The following is an 18632-nucleotide window of genomic DNA, read 5'->3' on the forward strand; positions in this document are numbered from 1 at the left end:
AAGATAGTATCTATAACTACTCTAAAGCTAATAACTGTTAATCGAGATAAGCTACTATGAGCGCAGAAACTAATAAAATCAGTAAATTCCTAAGCTATATCCTACGTCATGAGCCACAGTCTATTAATCTAACGCTTGATACTGAAGGCTGGGCTAATATTGACCAGCTTATTAGCCTAGCTAATGCTGCTGGTCAGCAGCTTTCTCGTGAACAAATTTTACAAGTCGTTGAATCGAGCGATAAAAAAAGATTTACCTTATCTGAAAACAACATTAGCATCAGAGCAGCACAAGGCCACTCGTTAAGGACAGTACATATCAGCTTTCAAGAGCAACAGCCACCTGCTATTTTATTGCACGGTACAGCGATAAGAAATATTGATGCTATCAAACAACAAGGGTTAATCGCTGGCGCTAGACAACATGTACATTTAACTGAAAATGATGATACTGCTAAAGCCACAGGACTTAGATATGGCAAACCTATCGTTCTCACTATCGATAGCTTGGCGATGTATCGAGCTGGCTTAGTTTTTTTTCAAGCTGACAATAAGGTTTGGCTGACTTCTAATGTACCGCCTGAATATATTAAGTTTTAGCAGCCCACAGCAAAATTAACTTGATATGCAGTAGGTAGCGTGGTTATAGCACTAACAGAATATTTAGTTATAGATTCAAAGCTTAAGCAAACAAAATAACCGCTGCCTTAAAGAGCGTTTTAGCCGTGACTGCAGCGGTATCCTGTGCCTCTAGGCAGGTTGCGGACCCTTGGCTGAGGGTAGTATCGAGAATACAGGAATGCCATCAGCCACTAGTGACCGCCCTGCCTAGGGGTGCAGATACAAGCAAAAGGCGCGATTAGCTGCTACATAACTTATAACTAAGCATACTGCCAGCGTTTAACTCACCTCATTGCTAGACGAGATTAACTTCTATCCACGCAATTGTCTCAATACGTAGCTGCAAAACTGCCTTTTTATCGTTACAATAGCGGTCATAACTTGTGAGCTGGTTGTTTATTAATGATAATGAGCTCAGCACGCCTCCCTTTTTATAGCCAATATCTGAGAAAATCATGAGCCATAGACCTCCTGCTGAACTGTTAGAAAAAGCCAAACACTGGCGCGAAGATATTAACTTTCGCCAAGACGTATTGGGTAAGCCTTTTGACTTTGCCACTACTTGGGGTATTTTTTCACCGCAAAAGATTGATGATGGTAGCTTAATGCTGCTGGATTATATTGATTTTGAAGCCGATGATGACTCGATAGATCTAGGCTGTGGTTATGGCGTACTAGGCATGGCAGCAGCGCGCGAGTGCCCGAATGGTCAGCATACGCTAATCGATAAAGATTTTATGGCGGTAGAATACGCTCGCCTTAACTGTGAGAAAAATGGTTTAGACAACGTCGATGTACATTTATCTAATGGTTTTAATCATGTGGCTAAAGATAAAAACTTCAGCTTAGTGATGTCGAACTTGCCGGCCAAAGTAGGCAAAGAGCAGCATTATCTGTATTTTCTCGATGCTCATGCACGCATGCGTAAAGGCGGCCGTTTTTATGTAGTAACTATCAATGGCTTGCGTCAATTTATGAAGCGTTCATTCACAGAAGTGTTTGGGAATAGCGAAAAGATTAAGCAAGGCAAAACTTATACTATTACTATGGCGACCAAAGACTAATTGCTAACCATAAAATAGTAAAAGAATAATGCTAAGTGAAAAAAGCACGCTAAAACAATTCAGTCTTAGCGTGCTTTTCTATGTCTAGCTCTAGTGCAACCTAACTCTCTACATCTGGCGTTTAAGCAAATAAAGCCCTAACAAGGCACTAGCGATGATCGGTGACAGCACCATTAATAGTGGTGAGAAACCAGTAGCCAAAGACACAAAGCCCACTAAGTCTTGCAGGTAGCTAAATAATAAGCCAAATAATAAGGCCACAACAATCCGCAAGCCTAAGCTATGAGTACGTAGCGAACCGAATACAAATGAGCAAGCGACAATCACTAAAGATAAGATAGATAACGGTGATAGCAGCTTTTGCCAAAATGCTAGCTCATGATTTAATGAGCGCTGCCCTTGCCCACGCATAAATTGCTTATGCTCATATAGCTGAGTCAATGATAAATCTTCAGCCTCACGAGTCAGTAAATAAACCGACTCTGGGGCAAAAGGCAAGCTTAGAGTATCTGAAGGTGACTTAGCTTGACTAGCCTCAAAACCTTGGCTGATATTCAGCTTAGTCATATTATTCAGCTGCCACTCATAATTGTATTTCTTAGCAGAATCGCTGTTCGAATCGATAGGCTTACGACCAATATATTTGCCATCTTCAGCACGGATAGCAGTTTGTAGGTTGCCATTATTATCTAGATGCCAACGCTTGACCTCACCGATGTTACCTTTTGCATCAGCATAGTCAATATATAGAATATCACTGCCATCTGGCTGAGCGTCTGTAGTGTCCGAATTACGGTCTTCGCTGCTGTCACTAGTAGCAAATCGCGGCTGCACTGTCCAATAGCCACGCACCGTAGTAATCGACACATCGCGATCTGTGTTGTTAATCTCGTGCGCCAACTGATTACTAGTAGGCAATATAAACTGATTGATCATTAAGGCTAACAGCACAAATAATAAGGCAGGCTGCAATACCCAACTGACGATACGATAGACGCTGACGCCTGAGGCGCGCATCACCACCAGCTCACTTTTATTAGCTAGCAGTCCTAAACCTACTACGGCTCCTAGCAGCGCTCCAGTCGGGATAAACTGTTCTAAGAAATAAGGCGAGCGATACAGAATATACTTGAGCGCCTCCGCCATCGTATAGCTGTCATCTAGTGAGTCCAGCTCAGATAAATAGGAGAAGACTAATTGTAGTGCCCACAATCCTATGATAGCGGCAATAATGGCTAATAAGGCATTGAGCTTGACGTAACGACTTAGCACTTTTAGATTACTAGACGAGCCGTTAGACTTATTCGCGTTAGCGGCGCTGTTGCTAAACAAAGAGCGCATTAGTACTGCCCTCTATTTGAGCCATTACTACTATTGGCCTGTTGATTAGGATTACTGGATATCGAATCACTGTCTTCTCGGCGAACCCGCAATCGGTGTTGAATACGACTACCCCAATTCATATACAGCGCTAGTGCTATAAATCCGACTATCAGCCACGCATAAGACCATACAGTGATAGTACCCTGACTCACCGGATTCTTCAGCGAGATGATACCTAGAGCACAGCTGACAAACAATAGTACTGCGGGAAATAAGCGTAGCCAGCGCCCTTGTCGCGGCCGTACTTGCGCTAGAGGTACTGCTAGCATCGGGGCAATGATCATCAGCCAAGGTAGGGCAAATCGATAGCCCAACTCGCCTTGTGCAGCGTACATAGCGCTAGTACTGTTAACCTGCGCACTACCTGTTGCTGCTTGCCATAACGGGCGCAATGTTTGAGTCTCAATGTTTTTTTCGGTGACTATTTCTTTTGATGACTCAGTCAAAGTGATGCGATAACGATCAAAACCAATTTGGTTATACTTGAGACTGCCAGCACCTACTTCGTAACGTCGCCCTTGGAACAAGTCCAATTGGGTAATGCCGCCAGCCCCGTTATCAACTTGTTCAGCACGTTTGGCGAGGGTGATCGTATCCTTACTAATAGCCTGGTTGCTGTTAACCGCTCTGACAGCCGCTTGCGCTGACCCCTCAGTAGTAAGCGAATCTGCCAACTGAGCACTATCATCTATAGCCGTTTTGCCACTAGTTTCAGCATCGTCTTTACTTTGAATTAGCACCACATCTTGCAACTGTTTTTTATCATCACTAAGACTGCCTACATACAGATGATAGTTACCGCTGCTGATAAACTCTTTAGGGCGGACCAAGTCAAAGGCACTAGTCAATGCTTGCTGCTGCCAGACACTCTCAGAGGAGCGCACGCCCCAAGGCTTACCTACTACGGATAAGCCAGCTTCGACAACAAATAATGCCAAAATAAGTGGGGTTATCAAGCGTGCTAATTTACCACGTGAGACACCACTACCATTGATAACCGCCATCTCTTGATCAACATAGAGTCGGCCGAATACCAACATCAAAGCAATAAAAAAGGCTAAGGGTAGGATAAGCTCTAAGAAATAAGGCAGATTATAGCCAATAATGCTGAATAACAAACTGATATCTAAGCGACCTTCAGCAGCAATACCGAAATAACGTATCAAACGTCCACCCAGCATCATCACTATCAAAAACCCCAATACTAAAGCGGTGGTTGAGGCAACCTGATTAGTCATGTAGCGGCGTAATATCACAATAGTTACTCTTAATAGTGGGCAGTGGTACGGTGAATTGCTTATCTATCAATAATAGGAATAAACACAGATTTAGGCTCAGAAAATATAAACGGATAGCACCAATCATGCCATTATAAGAAAGCATACCTATATGCAATAGGATAGATATTGAGTGTTATGGATACCTATTTTAGAGCTAGCAAGAATAAATTTTGTATAAATTAAACCGTTTCCATTATAAGTGATAGCGGCGACTGCTAATGCTAGCATATTTTTATAAAAATATGACGCTAAAAGATGTTCGATAACATTACTAATGCTTGTACTGTAGTTCATTTAAAAGGTTTGTGTATGCTTAGTATCTAGCTCTGATAAGCTGATAAATAGTTGTTAGAATTTAGCTTCATAACCCTTATCAACTGCTGGAGAACCTTATGTCTAACCTCGCCCCTGCCACCCTACTCGAATTGGCTGGCGGTCAGTTTAATAAACTAGACTGGTCAAACTGTGCTGTAGTATTGATCGATTTTCAGAATGAATATGTTGACGGTGCTATGCCTCTAGGGGAGCTAGGCGCTGCCGCTACTGCTAATGCACGTTTGCTACTAGACAAAGCTAGAGAGCGTGCTGTGCCTATTTTTCATATTGCCCATCACGGCGCAGCTAATGGCAATGTCTTTGACCCCTTATCAGCTAACGTAGCTATTGTTGATAGTTTGCAGCCACTAGATAGCGAAAAAACTATTACTAAGCAGCACCCTAATGCTTTTTATGATACTGCGCTACAGAGCCTTATTAAAGCTACGGGTAAGCAACAGCTTATCTTTGCCGGCTTTATGAGTCATATGTGCATTAGCTCTAGTGTAAGAGCCGCTTTTGACTTAGGTTTTGAAAGTTTTGTTTGTCATGATGCTTGTGCCACTCGTGACTTGCCTAATGTTACAGGAAAAACCATCGCTGCCAATATCGTCCACGATACCGCCATGGCGGCGCTACATGACCGATTTGCAGAGTTATTAGCGACTGATGATTTAGTTAATAGCTAGGGTTTGACTCACTATAATGGTCGCAGTGTGCAACAGAGATGCTTAAAATTATTACCTAACCCTTGCTGACTGCGCACTGCTGTTTTGATATGCTACACTGCCGTAATTGCTTAATTAGTATAAAAACCAAACATTCTAATAAGGACAATAATAGATGAATATTAAACTAACTGATTATTTACCAAAAACTCATACCCAAAAAATACTAAAAAAAGAAGCCAATGATAAAGACTCAGCTTGCTTAGTAGTATTAGTTGACGATAAGAAAAATATCTTAGCCCAATCTGCGCTAAGTGACTATCAACAACGTATTGAGCAACTGATCGAAGTGTCTCATTTCACTGGTAAAGCTTGTGAAACAGTCGCTGATTATGCTTTAGCTGGTGATAAAAAAACCACTAAACAAAACCCATTACAGTTGCTATTAGTAGGCGTAGGTAATGTTGATAAGCTTGACAACGCGGCGCTACAAAAAATCGCTAACACTATCTATCAAAGCACGCAAAAGCGAGTAACTTCTATTACTGTGGCTTTGGCTGATAGCTTACAAGATAGTGAGTTCGGTCAATTTGCTCTTAATCTATTAGCTGCTACTTACCGTTTTGATAAGTACAAGTCAGAAAAAGCAACGCCCGTATTAACTGATATCTATCTATTGGCTGATGCTAATTTGCAGCCTGCGCTAGACTTTGCACAAGCCGTATTCGCCGGTCAAACTTTGACTCGTGATGTGGCTAATGAGCCGGGTAATATTTGTTTCCCAGCTTATATGGCAGAGCAAGCACAAGCCTTAGCCAAAGAGCATTCTGATGTGTTAAAGGTGACGGTATTAGGTGAAGCTGAGATGGAAGCCTTAGGTATGGGCTGCTTTTTGTCAGTGTCACGAGGCTCTACTAAAGAGGGCCAGCTGGTCATCATGGAGTATCAAGGCAAGTCAAAATTCAGTGCAAAAGCTACTCCTAACAGTGCCGCAAAAGTTAGCGGTAGCCTCAAAGCTATTGCTGATAAGCTACCACTTAAAGGCGCTGGCAAAAAAGCTAATAAAGCTGCCAGCCAAGATAGCCAAGTGGTCAACGATGATGCCCCGATCGTCCTAGTCGGTAAAGGCGTCACATTTGACTCAGGTGGTATCTCCATCAAGCCAGGTGCGGCTATGGATGAGATGAAATTCGATATGGGCGGTTCTGCTGCAGTATTAGGTACTCTAAAAGCCTTGTGTGAATCTCGTCTGCCTATCAACGTTGTCGGCGCCCTAGCTTGTGCTGAGAACATGCCTTCAGGTGATGCCACCCGTCCTGGTGATATCGTCACAGCCATGAATGGCAAAACAGTCGAAATCCTTAATACTGACGCTGAAGGCCGTTTAGTACTAGCGGATACTTTATGCTATGTACAACGCTATCAGCCCAAAGCTATTATCGATGTGGCTACTTTGACTGGGGCTTGTGTAGTGGCGCTTGGTCATGTGCGTTCAGCCGTATTCAGTAACGATGAAGATGTACTGTTTGCATTAGAAAACGCTAGCAATCAGTCTGGTGATTTGGTCTGGCACATGCCGATGGATGACGCTTATCAGTCGCTAATTGACTCGCCTATCGCTGATGTGCAAAACATCGGTGGCAAAAGTGCTGGGGCAACAACAGCTGCTTGCTTTTTATTGCGTTTCATTGAAGAAGGTCAAGCATGGGCGCATTTAGACATCGCTGGTACTGCTTGGATTTCTGGTGCACAAAAAGCAGCTACTGGTCGTCCAGTGCCACTATTTATGCAGTATCTAAAGAACGCTGCGGATATGGCATAACGGTTTATGTCGACCCATCAAACTACTGTAAATAATGCGACTAATGGCAATAAGCTACCGGTTAGCTTTTATGTCCTGAGCGACCATAAGGCAGAAGATTTTTTAGGCTTTATCAGTCAGCTGGTCCAAACAGCGCTGAATAAAAGCAATCAGTCCTTATTGTTACTAATCGATAATGAGTCTTTGCTTAATGAGCTTGATGAGGCGTTATGGTCGCAACAAGCCGTTAGCTTTATTCCGCATCAGTTATTAATAGCTAGCGCTACTGCACCTGCCACTGATGATTTGCTGGCGCCAGTGCTCTTAGGCGATTACTTGCCGAGTCAGTTTAAGGGCATTGTCCTTAATACCACTACTCGTGCGGTGAACGACTTTATGAGCACTACTAGCAACACTTTACCGACTCGTATTTTGGAGATTATCAAACCTGATACTACCAGCATGCAACAAGGTCGAGAAAAGTATAAGCGCTATCAACAGTTGGACTATGAGCTTACTCACTTTAAAGTTTGATTTTTAGCTTTTATTTTTAATGTTAATTATAAAACGCCAGTCATGGCGTTTTTTTATGGCTGAATAAAACCTCGCTAGCGCTTTTATTTACCTAAATATTAAGCGATCAAATAATTGTTTTTAGTTGAAGCGGCGATAGTGATTAGAAATTTTTATCGCTTAAACCTAACTTACGCAATGCAGTCGATCAGCCTTTATCAGTCACAGAATTGATTTCTTTATTTTTCTACTTTTCTATTGTTATAGTCATGGAGTCTAACGTTAGGCTAATATCATAAAAAATGCTAATATCTTCCGCTTATTACTAATGTCTGTTATTAACTGAGTTATAGGGGTAAAAATGCGTTCATTGATTGCGATGTACCAGCGAATAGGGCTAGTACCACTAATTGTTATTGGCTTAATATTAGGTGTTTTAATTGGTTGGTTGGCACCTAGTGCTGGTATTGCCTTAGGAATATTAGGTACACTGTTCGTGGGTGCGCTAAAAGCAGTTGCACCGATATTGGTATTTATCTTAGTGATGGCAGCTATCTGTCAGCATCGTAGTGAGAGCGAAGTCTACGTCAAACCAGTGCTAGTGATGTATCTTTTCGGCACTTTTTTGGCAGCTCTAATCGCTGTAGGTGCAAGCTTCTTATTCCCCACAGAATTGGTGTTTATCAGTGGGGATGCTGTTGAGCAAATTCCACCAGCCAACCTAAAGGAAGTGTTAGGCAACTTATTACTTAGCCTCGTAGCCAATCCTGTTAATGCCATCGCCAATGCCAACTACATCGGCATCTTAGCTTGGGCAATCATTATAGGCTTTGCCTTACGTCAGGCCAGCGAAACCACCCGTACTGCCGTGGTTGATTTCTCTGAAGCTATTTCACAAGTTGTAAAATGGGTCATTGCTCTAGCACCTTTCGGTATCTTAGGCTTAGTCGCTAATACTGTAGCAGAAACTGGCTTTGCTGCCTTAGCTGGTTATGGGCGAATTTTACTAGTAATGATTGGTTGTATGCTATTTATAGCTTTAGTGGTCAACCCCATTATCGTATTCGTAAAAACGGGCAAAAACCCTTACCCCTTGGTGTTTACTTGCTTAAGTGAGTCTGGAATTACGGCCTTCTTTACTCGCAGCTCTGCGGCTAATATCCCTGTAAACATGAACCTTGCCCAGAAGCTAGGCCTGCACGAAGAAACTTATTCGGTGACGATTCCACTTGGTGCCACCATTAATATGGCCGGTGCAGCGATTACTATTAATGTGCTCACCCTAGCAGCGGCTCATACTTTAGGTATTGAAGTTAGCTTTGCCTCCGCTTTATTATTAAGCTTAGTGGCAACGATTAGTGCTTGTGGTGCCTCTGGTGTGCCCGGTGGTTCGCTACTTCTAATTCCGCTTGCTGCTAGCTTATTTAGTATCCCAAATGACATTGCCATCCAAGTGGTTGCTATAGGCTTTATCATCGGCGTAGTACAAGACTCAGCTGAGACCGCATTGAACTCATCAACAGACGTGTTATTTACTGCTGCTGCTGATCCAAAATATGCGCGCTGATCCCTGTTGAAAAATAGTGACTAGATTGCGAAAGTTATGGTAATAATAAAAGAGCATTTGATGCTCTTTTTTTTATCTAAATTTTGTACAACGCTTTCTATCGTCCAGCTTAATACTGTTGTTATAAATAAAAAACATCATATGCAGTAAGGGTTTTACACTTAACAAAACGGTACATGGCAGAATGAGTGAGTGGCAAAAACGCAGTTATACTGCAGCTGCTTAGCTCTGCATCTTAGATTTTCTAAGCCTGTTAATAGCACTTACTTATAGCGCTTATTTATAAGAGACCATAATGTCTTGCTACCCTAACCAGTTATGGAAAGGGGTTTTACCTATTATTAAAAGAAGTTAACATGAGCATTACTAGAAAAATGAACATTGCCAGCTTCACCTTAGCTACATCTTATATTACTCGTACTACTCCAATTACTCATATAACTGCCGTAGCGATAGGAGGGCTGATTATATGAGTATCAACGATCATACTCTACCCGAGCCTGTAGTCTCAGGCTTACCTATCTGGAAGCTACTGGCTTTCACTTTGGCAGGCTTCCTCGCTATCATGACCGAAACCATGCCAGCAGGCCTACTACCACAAATAAGTGAGTCGTTAGGCGTGTCTAAAGCGCTAGCGGGTCAGCTGATAACTTTCTATGCCTTGGGCTCAGTGCTAGCGGCTATTCCGGTCATCGCTGCTACTCGCAGCTGGAACCGCAGACGGCTGTTTATGTTGGCTGTTGGTGCTTTATTAATATTTAATATTGTCACCACGTTATCTAGCAACTATATCATTATCATAGTGGCCCGCTTCGCTGCAGGTATGGCAGCTGGGGTGATATGGGGTCTATTACCCGGTTACGTATTACGTATGGTGGCAAGTGATATGCGTGGCCGTGCCTTAGCCATTACTGGTGTAGGTCAACCTATTGCACTAGCCCTCGGCATTCCATTAGGCACTTGGTTGGGTATGTTATTTGACTGGCGCGGGGTGTTCTGGATCATGTCAGCGCTCACCTTGTTATTATTATTGTGGATACGCTTAGCGATACCAGACTTTGCTGGTCAATCGGTTAAACAGCGCTTGCCTATTAAGCAGATTTTTTTGATGCCAGGTATCCGTCCTGTATTAGTTACGGTGTTTGTATGGATATCGGCCCATAATCTACTCTACACTTACATCGAGCCTTTCTTGGCTTCAGTCGGGCTAGAACAGAGAGTTGACGCTGTTCTATTGCTATTTGGCATCACTGCCATGCTGGGTATTTGGCTCACTGGATTGCTGGTCGATCACTGGCTACGTGCTATGGCATTGATAGGTCTGAGCGGGTTTGCAGTAGCTGCACTAATACTGGGCTTCTCTGGCGGCTCGGCGGCAATCGTACTAATAGGTATAGCGCTATGGGGCATTACTTTTGGCGGCGCACCGATAATGCTACAAACGGCACTAGCAGGCGCAGCGGGTAAGAATGCAGATGTGGCACAGTCTATGTTTGTGACTATATTTAATTTAGCAGTTGCTGGTGGTGGTATCGCTGGGGCCTTACTATTGCAACATATTGGCGCCGTATCCTTCCCTTGGGCAGTGCTTGCTCTCGCCTTGATAGGCTTGTGTATAGTATGGAGCGCTAGAGTGAATGGCTTTCGAGCTAAGTAGTCATACAGGCAGGGTAGTTTTGCTGTAATTGCATAGCTAGCTTGAGTTTCATAGCTATTTAAAGCCGTTATTTATAAAATAAGAAAGGGCCAATAAGGCCCTTTTGCTTTGGGTAAAAATAACAAACCTAGGGCAAGCTTAGCCGCCGGCTTACTTTAAACTAGTCACTTCTATTTCAATCATCGTCGTATCGTTATTCCATTGACGCTTATACTGACGCAGCTGCTCGACTTCCTCTAACAGCTCTAGTATCAAACCAATCGCTGGTACGCTAGCTTCAAAGTCGCGACTAAGTCGTGAAGCACGGCGCACAGTACTGAGCTGATAACCGCTAAACTGCTGACTTTCAGGAATGTCATATTCAATGATGCTTTCTTCGATTAGAGCGACTACCCACTGTGGCTCTTGACCACAAGCAGATACTAGCTCATCAAAGCTCATAATAATGTCGGTTAATTCAGGCGAGTGTTTCATATTATTATCCTCGTTGCTTTTGATATTAACGTTTTGCACTAATTTTATTGTATGCTCGTTATAGTCACTGCCAGCGACTTCTAACGGCTGATGCTAGTCTCAGAAAAGGCTTGTTTTAACTGCTCATAAGCCTGTTTATCAGCATCGCTACTGACTTCTGGATTAACAATATTCAAGGTTAAAAATAGATCACCAGCTTGTTTAGCAGGAATACCTTTGCCTTTTAGGCGCAGATTGCTACCTGACTTGCTGTTGCTAGGGATAGTGACACCTAGAGTTCCGCTCGGAGTAGTGAGGTTTATCTTTTCACCAAGCGCGGCTTCCCACGGAGTAATATTGACCGTTTGATAGACATTAGCGCCTTCTAAGCGAATATTATCCGCATGAGTGATTTTTACCTTTAAGAATAAATCACCGTTTTTGCCTTTTCCACTACCTGCGGCCCCTTGCCCGCCTAAACGGATTTGCTTACCATCAGTAATGCCTTTAGGTATTTTAATCTTTAAGGTTTTGTTATCGTAATTTACGCTGCCATCAGGTTGGCGTACTGGCACATTTAGTTTAATACTATAGTCGTCACCGTTATAAACTGAAGCCAAGTCAACATTGATCTCTGCATGTTGGTCTTGGCCTTTGCTATCTTGGCTACCAAAGCCCGCACCGAACTGATCAAAGCCGCCGCGCTGCTGCCCCCCTGTTTGACCACGCGCACCATGACCAAACGCTGAAAAGATATCATCAAAGCGAAAGCTGCCTTCGCCAAAAGCTTGCCCTTCACCGAACTGACCTTTCATATCGTCCCAACGGAAACCGCCCGGTTGTCCAGCACCTGACTGACCACCGAATCCACCGCCTTGGCCTGCAAATGGATTATTTAGCATGGCGTCATATTCAGCCCGCTTATCTTTATCTCTGATGGTTTCATAAGCGTTATTAATAACCGCAATCTTACTATCAGCATCTGGATCTTTGCTGACATCAGGGTGGTACTCACGCACTAGCTTGCGATATCTTTTCTTAATATCAGCATCTGTAGCATCTTTTTTGACCCCTAAGATTTCATAATAATTCTTTTCTGCCATGATGATTTTCCTTTTATTTTTATGCTTATGTCGATAGTTTTGAGTTGAGCGTTTTTAGGGTGATGACTCTCATGTTTTGCATGGGCTATGTTTATATCTATAGCTATAGCATACCGCAATGCACCCTTAGTTTATGTTGATAAAAATTAAACGCTAAAAATTAATTTTAAGTATGGCCGCTATATAAATAATAGTAATTATATTTGGCACTCTATCTAATTTTACAATCAGCATGACTATAAAATTCTCTATAAATAGCTAATTCAATTGCCAACCCTCTATTTATAGAGAAATAATATTAGCAAATACCTTATATCTCAAAATTATTTTTATAAAATATTTATCTTTAAATGCATTTTACAAACTCGTAAGGATATAGCAGGCTTTCTCTAGTAAAATAGTTATATTATTCAGGCTCATAGGGAGTGTGAATATTGTAGGCAAGAACATCTGTCTATTTCGTTAATTGTAAAAAGGTATTAAATGTCTTATTTAATCAAGTCTCTAGTTATTACTTTATCACTGTTGTTAACGACTACTGTTTTTGCCGCTAATACTAGTTATTATGGTAAAAAGTTCCATGGTAAACGCACAGCTAGTGGTAGCATCTTCAATATGAACTCTTTAACGGCTGCGCACAAAACGCTGCCGTTTGGTACGAAGGTACAAGTAACTAATAACAAGACGAAGCAGAGCGTGATAGTAAAAATCACTGATAGAGGCCCTTATGCTCGGGGACGAATTCTCGATTTGTCTAAAGCGGCTGCTGGTAAAATAAACTGCGAGCTTTGTACGACTAGTATGAAGATACTATCTTACGGTGATGGTAAATACCGTAGGCAATAACGTAGAAAAGGGGGAGAGCTGACGCTCTCCCCCTTTTTATTTATTAAGCAAAAAACCCTTACTCAAATTCAGCTTCCATTTCTTCAAGAGTAGTCATCGCCATTAGCAAGCTCTCTTCGTGATCACTATGCTGCTGTTGCAATGCTGTCTGCTCATCAAGCAATTTTAATAAATCTGCTTTGCGACCTTCTTCATACAGCTCAGTATCAGCCAGTTGCGTCTCCAAATTAACTAGCTTTTGCTCAATCTTAGCTAGCGACTTTTCAGTATCCTCAATATTACGACGAATAGGGGCAGTAAGTTTGCGCTGATCAGCAGCCAATTTGCGCTGCTCCTCTTTAGTCAACGAAGAAACTGCGGTATTTTCAGCTAATTTAGAATTCGCGAATTTTTTTTTAGACGATTTAGATTTATCAGGGTTGCCATTGCCCGATTCATTATCTGTTTCACGTGAAACACTATCTTTATCGATGAATTTTTTGTTAGCTTTTTTGTTTTTGCCTTTTTTATTAGCGCCTTTATCTGAAGAATTTTCTTGCTTGCGCTTTTCAGACAGCCACTTGCCGTAGTCGCTGATATCGCCATCAAACTCATCGATCTGACCGTCATGCACTAGATATAACTCATCGCAGACATTAGCGATTAGCTCACGATCATGCGAGACTAATACTACTGCCCCTTGAAAACCTTGCAAAGCTACCGTTAGTGCCTGACGCATTTGTAAATCTAAATGGTTGGTTGGCTCATCGAGAACTAGGACGTTAGGACGTTGCCAGACAATCAATGCCAAAGTTAGACGGGCGCGTTCACCTCCTGAGAATAGCTTGCTAGGGGTGTCAATACGTTCACCGCGAAAATCAAAGCTGCCTAAGAATGAGCGCAATTGGGCATCAGAGGTCTTACCAGCCAGACGGCGTAACATTTCTATAGGCGTAGCTTCAGCATCTAGAGCATCCATTTGATGCTGATTGAAGTAGCCGAGCTTTAGAGTATCAGAAACTTGATACGTCCCTGTCAACACCCCTAACTCACCAACCAAAGCTTTAATCAATGTTGACTTACCAGCACCGTTCATCCCCAGCAAGCCGAGACGAGTATCAGGAGTCACTTGCACATTAGCGTTATACAATAGTGGCGTTGTGCTATAGCCAATGTCTGCTTTGCTTAATTCAATCAACGGCGAACTCATGTGAGCAGGCTCGTAGAATTGAAAAGAGAATGGGTTATCGGCCATCATAGGTGATAGCTCAGCCATACGCTCCAGCTGCTTAATACGGCTCTGTGCTTGTTTGGCTTTACTAGCTTTGGCACGGAAACGGCGAATAAAGTCATCCAAATGTGCTTTAGTCGCTTCTTGCTTCTCAAAGGCTTGCTGCTGCTGCGCCATACGCTCATGACGAGTACGAATAAACTGCTGATAGTTACCGGTATACAGAGTGATCTGCTGTTGTTCTACATGCAGGATGTGACCAACTGTAGCATCCAAGAACGCCTGATCATGTGAGATTACGATCACCAAACCGGTAAACGAATTGATCCAAGTCTCAAGCCATAGAATCGCATCTAAGTCCAAATGGTTAGTTGGCTCATCGAGTAACATCAAGTCAGCACGACTCATTAGGGTTTTCGCTAGGTTTAAGCGCATACGCCAGCCCCCAGAGAAGCCTTCTACTGGCAAATCATGCTGAGCCGTATTAAAGCCAAGCCCCGCCATAATTTGCGCCGCTTTAGTAGGAGTGCGATAGCCATCAATCTCATCAAACTGCTGATGCAACACCCCAATTTGATCATCACTAACACTACTCAAGTCACTCAAAGCTTCGTTGAGCGTATACCACTGCTCATCACCACCTAGTACGTAATCGATCGCGGTTTGGCTACTAGCGCCTACTTCCTGCGCCATATGTGCCACATGCCAGCTATCAGGAATACTAACTTCACCCTTATCAAGCGTCACTTCTGTATCGCCAGTGCCCATCTGCGTTAGTAATAAGGCAAACAAGGTTGATTTGCCAGTACCGTTATTGCCGGTTAAACCAATTTTGTGATTGGGGTGCAGCTGAAAACTGGCACCTGAAAATAATTCACGGCCATCACGGCGAACACTAACGTCTTTAAATTCGATCATAGGGGTTTTTATCTCAAGGGTATTAGAAAAAGCAGTTACTAAAGGTAAAAGCAGGTTTAAGAGCCTCTTTACTAAGCAGCTCTTAAAGGTAAAAGACATAAAATCAGATAATTACTGACTATTATTTCAAACGCCCGCCCTATAGGCAAACAATTAAACAACTATTTCAATTTTAAGCCATTAATGAAGGCGAACTAGACGGTTTTCAACGCTAATGACTGATAATTGGTTGCTAATACTGCCTATTAACGACCGTTATTAGATCTAGTGATTAGCAATCATTGTTAGCTCTAGCTACTCGTAACCGTTATTAACCGCTATTAACTATGTCTAATAGACTTGACAAATTAACCACAGCCCCAATTATGATATACTAGGCGATGTTGAATAATCATAGCAAGGCACTACTAATAGCTATTGATTTATCAAAGCTGTGCTGTAGTCTAAATAAAAATTATAGATAAGGCAGATGCCTTGGCCAGCTATTATCAGATAAAAATAGGGGCAGGACTATTTGTTGCCGCAACTTTATTAAAGGTGCCCTTAGAAGACTCGTATAGAGAGTTCTAACTTGCAGCTATTGTAGAATCAGCATCTTAGAAACACTGTGTACTAAAAAGGTCTAAGTACCCTAGTCGAGTGTTCAATATGCCTAATAAGAGTTTATTAATAGCAATATATTATTGATTAGATCTGCTTTACTAAATTTTATTGCTCCATCAAATACTATCTAACCGAATTATTTGCGCCGTTAGGATCTACTAGGTACCAATAGCTGTTATTTATTGATAATGGCTAAATACATACTATAGTTTCCTAAGCGTCTTTTACGGTAGCTACTGAGGTAATCATGACCGAAACAATCAGCCAGTACGACCCAAGCTCAAATCAGCCTATCGATCCGACCATATTAAGCTTGACCAATAGTGCTGCCCAAAAAGTGCGTCGTTTGCGTGAAGAGGAAGGCGATGCTGACCTGATGCTACGAGTCTATGTTACCGGTGGTGGCTGTTCGGGCTTCTCATATGGCTTTAACTTTGCCAATGATGTTAATGAAGACGACGCTAATTTTGATAATGGTGACGTGACTTTAGTGGTGGACTCGCTAAGCTATCAGTATTTACAAGGCTCCACGGTAGATTATACCGAAGGCTTAGAGGGGGCACGATTTGTAGTGCAAAACCCTAATGCTACTACTACTTGTGGCTGTGGCTCTTCATTCTCTATATAGAGCGATAATTACTGATTAGCTTTGAGAAACTGGTCATATACTGTGATAAATAATCAGCCTAGTTGCTATACCCTTTAAGCATCTACTTTTAGCATCTATTTTAGGTATTTGCTTAGCAAGTAGATGCTTTTTTTATAACTCTTATTAGCATAGCTTTTAATTGCTAGCTACTGGCTTATATACCTCGGCTATTGGCTGATTGAATAACCATTATTTATGATATAAATACAGTCAACATAGCATAACTAAAGCTTACTGGATTTGTAATTTCGCATAGTGTTTAGTTGTGCTTTGGGCTAAACTGACTGCATTATTTCACCTTAATAACTCCTCTTTTTGAGTAACTTTTTATTAGCCTTTACGCTGATATAACCTATAACAATAGATGAATACTATGAGTAATTTCGCAAGTACTTTTGTTGATTTCAAAATCCCTGATTGGTTCGATAGCGAGCACTTAGTAGGTATGCTGCGTGGTATCGAGAAAGAAGGGTTGCGAGTTAGGCCTGATGGTTATTTGGCACAGACTCCTCACCCAGCCAAACTTGGCTCAAAATTAACTCACCCATTCATTACTACTGATTACTCAGAAAGTTTACTTGAGCTAATTACTGACCCCAAAGATACGCCAAAAGATACTTTAGCGATGTTACGTCAGCTCCACGTTTTGGTCTATCAAGCACTACCTGAAGGTGAGCTGATGTGGCCGTTATCTATGCCTTGCATGCTGTCCTCTAACGATGAAGATATCCCGTTAGCAGACTACGGTAGCTCGAATACTGGCAAGCTAAAGACTTTGTATCGCAGCGGACTAGGTATTCGTTATGGTCGCCGCATGCAGACTATTGCTGGCCTGCATTACAATTTATCTTTTGGTGATGGGCTGTTTAAATACTGGCAAGAACACACTCAGGAACAACCCTCTCAGTCATTTTTAGAGTTCAAAAACGATAAGTATTTAGGCCTAATTCGCAATTTTAAGCGCCTAACTAGCTTATTGTTATACTTATTAGGTGCTAGCCCTAGCGTCTGTCCGTGTTTTATTGCTGGCCGCGAACATGATTTAGAATTGCTCAATGACTCCACTTACTATAAGCCCACGGCTACTAGCTTACGTATGGGCAAGCTTGGCTATACCAATAGCGTGCAGGAACATCTAGATATTCGTTATAACCATTTACCTGAGTATGTCGAAGGCTTACGCCGTGCCATTCAAACTCCGCATGAGAGCTTTAAAAAATTGGGCTTAAATGATGCTGATGGTAATCCTATTCAGATCAATGATCATATTCTACAAATAGAGAATGAATACTACAGTCCTATTCGCCCCAAACAAATCACTGATCGCGGCGAGACGCCTACTGAAGCACTAGAACGTCGTGGCATTGCGTATGTTGAGTTCCGGGCAATCGATTTAGATCCTTATAGTGATGTCGGTATTCGCCTCTCGAGTGCATGTTTCTTAGAAGTAATGGCCCTGTATTGCTTACTAAATAACTCTCCTGATCTTATGCCTGCAGAGGAAGAAGAGCTAGCAATCAACCTTGAACGGGTGGTCAATGAAGGTCGTCTTGAAGGTTTGCATGTGCTAAATAATGGCTCAGAGCAGTTACTACAAAGCTGGATGTTGACGCATTTAACTAATATGCAACCGCTAGCAGCATTACTTGATGCTCATTATGGTGGTAACGATTACCGTGCTGCTGTGGCACTAATGCAAGGCAAAGCTGGTAATTCTGAGTCGACTATCTCCGCACAAGTGAATGCTGATAGCAAACGCTTAGGTAGCCTATGGCAACTAGGCTTTACTTTAGCCAATCAGCATCGTGACTCTCTATTGCAGCAAACGCTTAGCCCGCATACCCAAGCTAAGTACGAAGTCCTAGCCGAAAAATCAGTACTGCAACAAGCTGAGCTTGAGTCCTCTGAGAGCGAAGACTTTATGGAATTTTTGCAGCAGTATCGCTAGACTATGAATAGTTGCTAGATTATTAGTAATGACT

At 42.3% G+C, this 18632-nt stretch carries 15 protein-coding genes; 10 read left to right on the top strand and 5 right to left on the bottom strand.

What is annotated here, in order from left to right; all coding sequences use genetic code 11:
* Positions 1-56: 56 nt before the first annotated feature.
* Together KZA12_RS08445 and KZA12_RS08450 are read left to right on the top strand one after the other, a co-directional pair.
* The gene (locus KZA12_RS08445) at positions 57-599 is read left to right on the top strand and encodes an RNA 2'-phosphotransferase (RefSeq protein WP_218689932.1); all 543 of its coding nucleotides are present in this window, start codon (positions 57-59) and stop codon (positions 597-599) included.
* Between the two features lie 476 nt (positions 600-1075).
* Positions 1076-1684 (top strand): class I SAM-dependent methyltransferase, encoded by a 609-nt coding sequence (locus KZA12_RS08450; RefSeq protein WP_201623441.1) that lies wholly within the window; start codon positions 1076-1078, stop codon positions 1682-1684.
* 108 nt (positions 1685-1792) lie between these two features.
* Here the strand turns inward: KZA12_RS08450 and lptG are convergent, their stop codons facing one another.
* Positions 1793-3025: an LPS export ABC transporter permease LptG gene (gene lptG, locus KZA12_RS08455; protein ID WP_218689933.1), complete on the bottom strand. Its 1233-nt coding sequence runs from the start codon at positions 3023-3025 to the stop codon at positions 1793-1795.
* A complete protein-coding gene (lptF, locus tag KZA12_RS08460) occupies positions 3025-4305 on the bottom strand; it encodes an LPS export ABC transporter permease LptF (protein WP_218689934.1) in 1281 nt (426 codons plus the stop codon). The genes lptG and lptF overlap by 1 nt, the downstream gene beginning before the upstream one ends.
* 434 nt (positions 4306-4739) lie before the next feature.
* Here lptF and KZA12_RS08465 point away from each other — a divergent pair, with 434 nt between their 5' ends.
* The 5 genes from KZA12_RS08465 (at position 4740) to KZA12_RS08485 (ending at position 10868) form a co-directional block, all read left to right on the top strand.
* Positions 4740-5351, top strand: a complete 612-nt coding sequence (locus KZA12_RS08465) for a cysteine hydrolase family protein (protein WP_218689935.1) — start codon at positions 4740-4742, stop codon at positions 5349-5351.
* 154 nt (positions 5352-5505) lie between these two features.
* On the top strand, positions 5506-7152 hold the full coding sequence (locus tag KZA12_RS08470) for a leucyl aminopeptidase (protein WP_218689936.1): 1647 nt from the start codon (positions 5506-5508) through the stop codon (positions 7150-7152).
* A 6-nt stretch (positions 7153-7158) separates the two neighbouring features.
* A complete protein-coding gene (locus tag KZA12_RS08475) occupies positions 7159-7665 on the top strand; it encodes a DNA polymerase III subunit chi (RefSeq protein WP_218689937.1) in 507 nt (168 codons plus the stop codon).
* A gap of 340 nt (positions 7666-8005) precedes the next feature.
* Positions 8006-9211 (top strand): serine/threonine transporter SstT, encoded by a 1206-nt coding sequence (gene sstT / locus KZA12_RS08480; protein WP_218689938.1) that lies wholly within the window; start codon positions 8006-8008, stop codon positions 9209-9211.
* Positions 9212-9680: 469 nt separating this feature from the next.
* Positions 9681-10868: an MFS transporter gene (locus KZA12_RS08485; protein WP_218689939.1), complete on the top strand. Its 1188-nt coding sequence runs from the start codon at positions 9681-9683 to the stop codon at positions 10866-10868.
* A gap of 150 nt (positions 10869-11018) precedes the next feature.
* Here KZA12_RS08485 and KZA12_RS08490 read toward each other — a convergent pair whose 3' ends face one another.
* Both KZA12_RS08490 and KZA12_RS08495 read right to left on the bottom strand, forming a co-directional pair.
* Positions 11019-11342 (bottom strand): chaperone modulator CbpM, encoded by a 324-nt coding sequence (locus KZA12_RS08490; RefSeq protein ID WP_201623433.1) that lies wholly within the window; start codon positions 11340-11342, stop codon positions 11019-11021.
* A gap of 80 nt (positions 11343-11422) precedes the next feature.
* Positions 11423-12424, bottom strand: coding sequence for a DnaJ C-terminal domain-containing protein (locus tag KZA12_RS08495; RefSeq protein WP_201623432.1), 1002 nt, complete (start codon positions 12422-12424; stop codon positions 11423-11425).
* 483 nt (positions 12425-12907) lie between these two features.
* On the opposite strand from KZA12_RS08495, the gene KZA12_RS08500 reads away from it, so the two are divergent.
* Positions 12908-13270: a septal ring lytic transglycosylase RlpA family protein gene (locus KZA12_RS08500; RefSeq protein ID WP_201623431.1), complete on the top strand. Its 363-nt coding sequence runs from the start codon at positions 12908-12910 to the stop codon at positions 13268-13270.
* Between the two features lie 58 nt (positions 13271-13328).
* Here the strand turns inward: KZA12_RS08500 and KZA12_RS08505 are convergent, their stop codons facing one another.
* A complete protein-coding gene (locus KZA12_RS08505; protein ID WP_218689940.1) occupies positions 13329-15398 on the bottom strand; it encodes an ATP-binding cassette domain-containing protein in 2070 nt (689 codons plus the stop codon).
* Positions 15399-16248: 850 nt separating this feature from the next.
* Here KZA12_RS08505 and erpA point away from each other — a divergent pair.
* Together erpA and gshA are read left to right on the top strand one after the other, a co-directional pair.
* Positions 16249-16629 carry an iron-sulfur cluster insertion protein ErpA gene (gene erpA / locus KZA12_RS08510; protein WP_227677272.1) on the top strand — a complete coding sequence of 127 codons (381 nt, stop codon included), beginning with the start codon at positions 16249-16251 and terminating at the stop codon, positions 16627-16629.
* A gap of 394 nt (positions 16630-17023) precedes the next feature.
* Positions 17024-18598, top strand: a complete 1575-nt coding sequence (gene gshA / locus KZA12_RS08515; protein ID WP_256932896.1) for a glutamate--cysteine ligase — start codon at positions 17024-17026, stop codon at positions 18596-18598.
* Positions 18599-18632 lie beyond the last annotated feature (34 nt).

Source organism: Psychrobacter sp. BF1 (genome assembly GCF_019279065.1).
Taxonomy (GTDB): domain Bacteria; phylum Pseudomonadota; class Gammaproteobacteria; order Pseudomonadales; family Moraxellaceae; genus Psychrobacter; species Psychrobacter urativorans.

Coding starts and splice junctions, on each gene's coding strand:
- KZA12_RS08445 (WP_218689932.1), top strand. CDS start 57: ATGAGCGCAGAAACTAATAAAATCAGTAAATTCCTAAGCTATATCCTA.
- KZA12_RS08450 (WP_201623441.1), top strand. CDS start 1,076: ATGAGCCATAGACCTCCTGCTGAACTGTTAGAAAAAGCCAAACACTGG.
- lptG (WP_218689933.1), bottom strand. CDS start 3,025: ATGCGCTCTTTGTTTAGCAACAGCGCCGCTAACGCGAATAAGTCTAAC.
- lptF (WP_218689934.1), bottom strand. CDS start 4,305: ATGACTAATCAGGTTGCCTCAACCACCGCTTTAGTATTGGGGTTTTTG.
- KZA12_RS08465 (WP_218689935.1), top strand. CDS start 4,740: ATGTCTAACCTCGCCCCTGCCACCCTACTCGAATTGGCTGGCGGTCAG.
- KZA12_RS08470 (WP_218689936.1), top strand. CDS start 5,506: ATGAATATTAAACTAACTGATTATTTACCAAAAACTCATACCCAAAAA.
- KZA12_RS08475 (WP_218689937.1), top strand. CDS start 7,159: ATGTCGACCCATCAAACTACTGTAAATAATGCGACTAATGGCAATAAG.
- sstT (WP_218689938.1), top strand. CDS start 8,006: ATGCGTTCATTGATTGCGATGTACCAGCGAATAGGGCTAGTACCACTA.
- KZA12_RS08485 (WP_218689939.1), top strand. CDS start 9,681: ATGAGTATCAACGATCATACTCTACCCGAGCCTGTAGTCTCAGGCTTA.
- KZA12_RS08490 (WP_201623433.1), bottom strand. CDS start 11,342: ATGAAACACTCGCCTGAATTAACCGACATTATTATGAGCTTTGATGAG.
- KZA12_RS08495 (WP_201623432.1), bottom strand. CDS start 12,424: ATGGCAGAAAAGAATTATTATGAAATCTTAGGGGTCAAAAAAGATGCT.
- KZA12_RS08500 (WP_201623431.1), top strand. CDS start 12,908: ATGTCTTATTTAATCAAGTCTCTAGTTATTACTTTATCACTGTTGTTA.
- KZA12_RS08505 (WP_218689940.1), bottom strand. CDS start 15,398: ATGATCGAATTTAAAGACGTTAGTGTTCGCCGTGATGGCCGTGAATTA.
- erpA (WP_227677272.1), top strand. CDS start 16,249: ATGACCGAAACAATCAGCCAGTACGACCCAAGCTCAAATCAGCCTATC.
- gshA (WP_256932896.1), top strand. CDS start 17,024: ATGAGTAATTTCGCAAGTACTTTTGTTGATTTCAAAATCCCTGATTGG.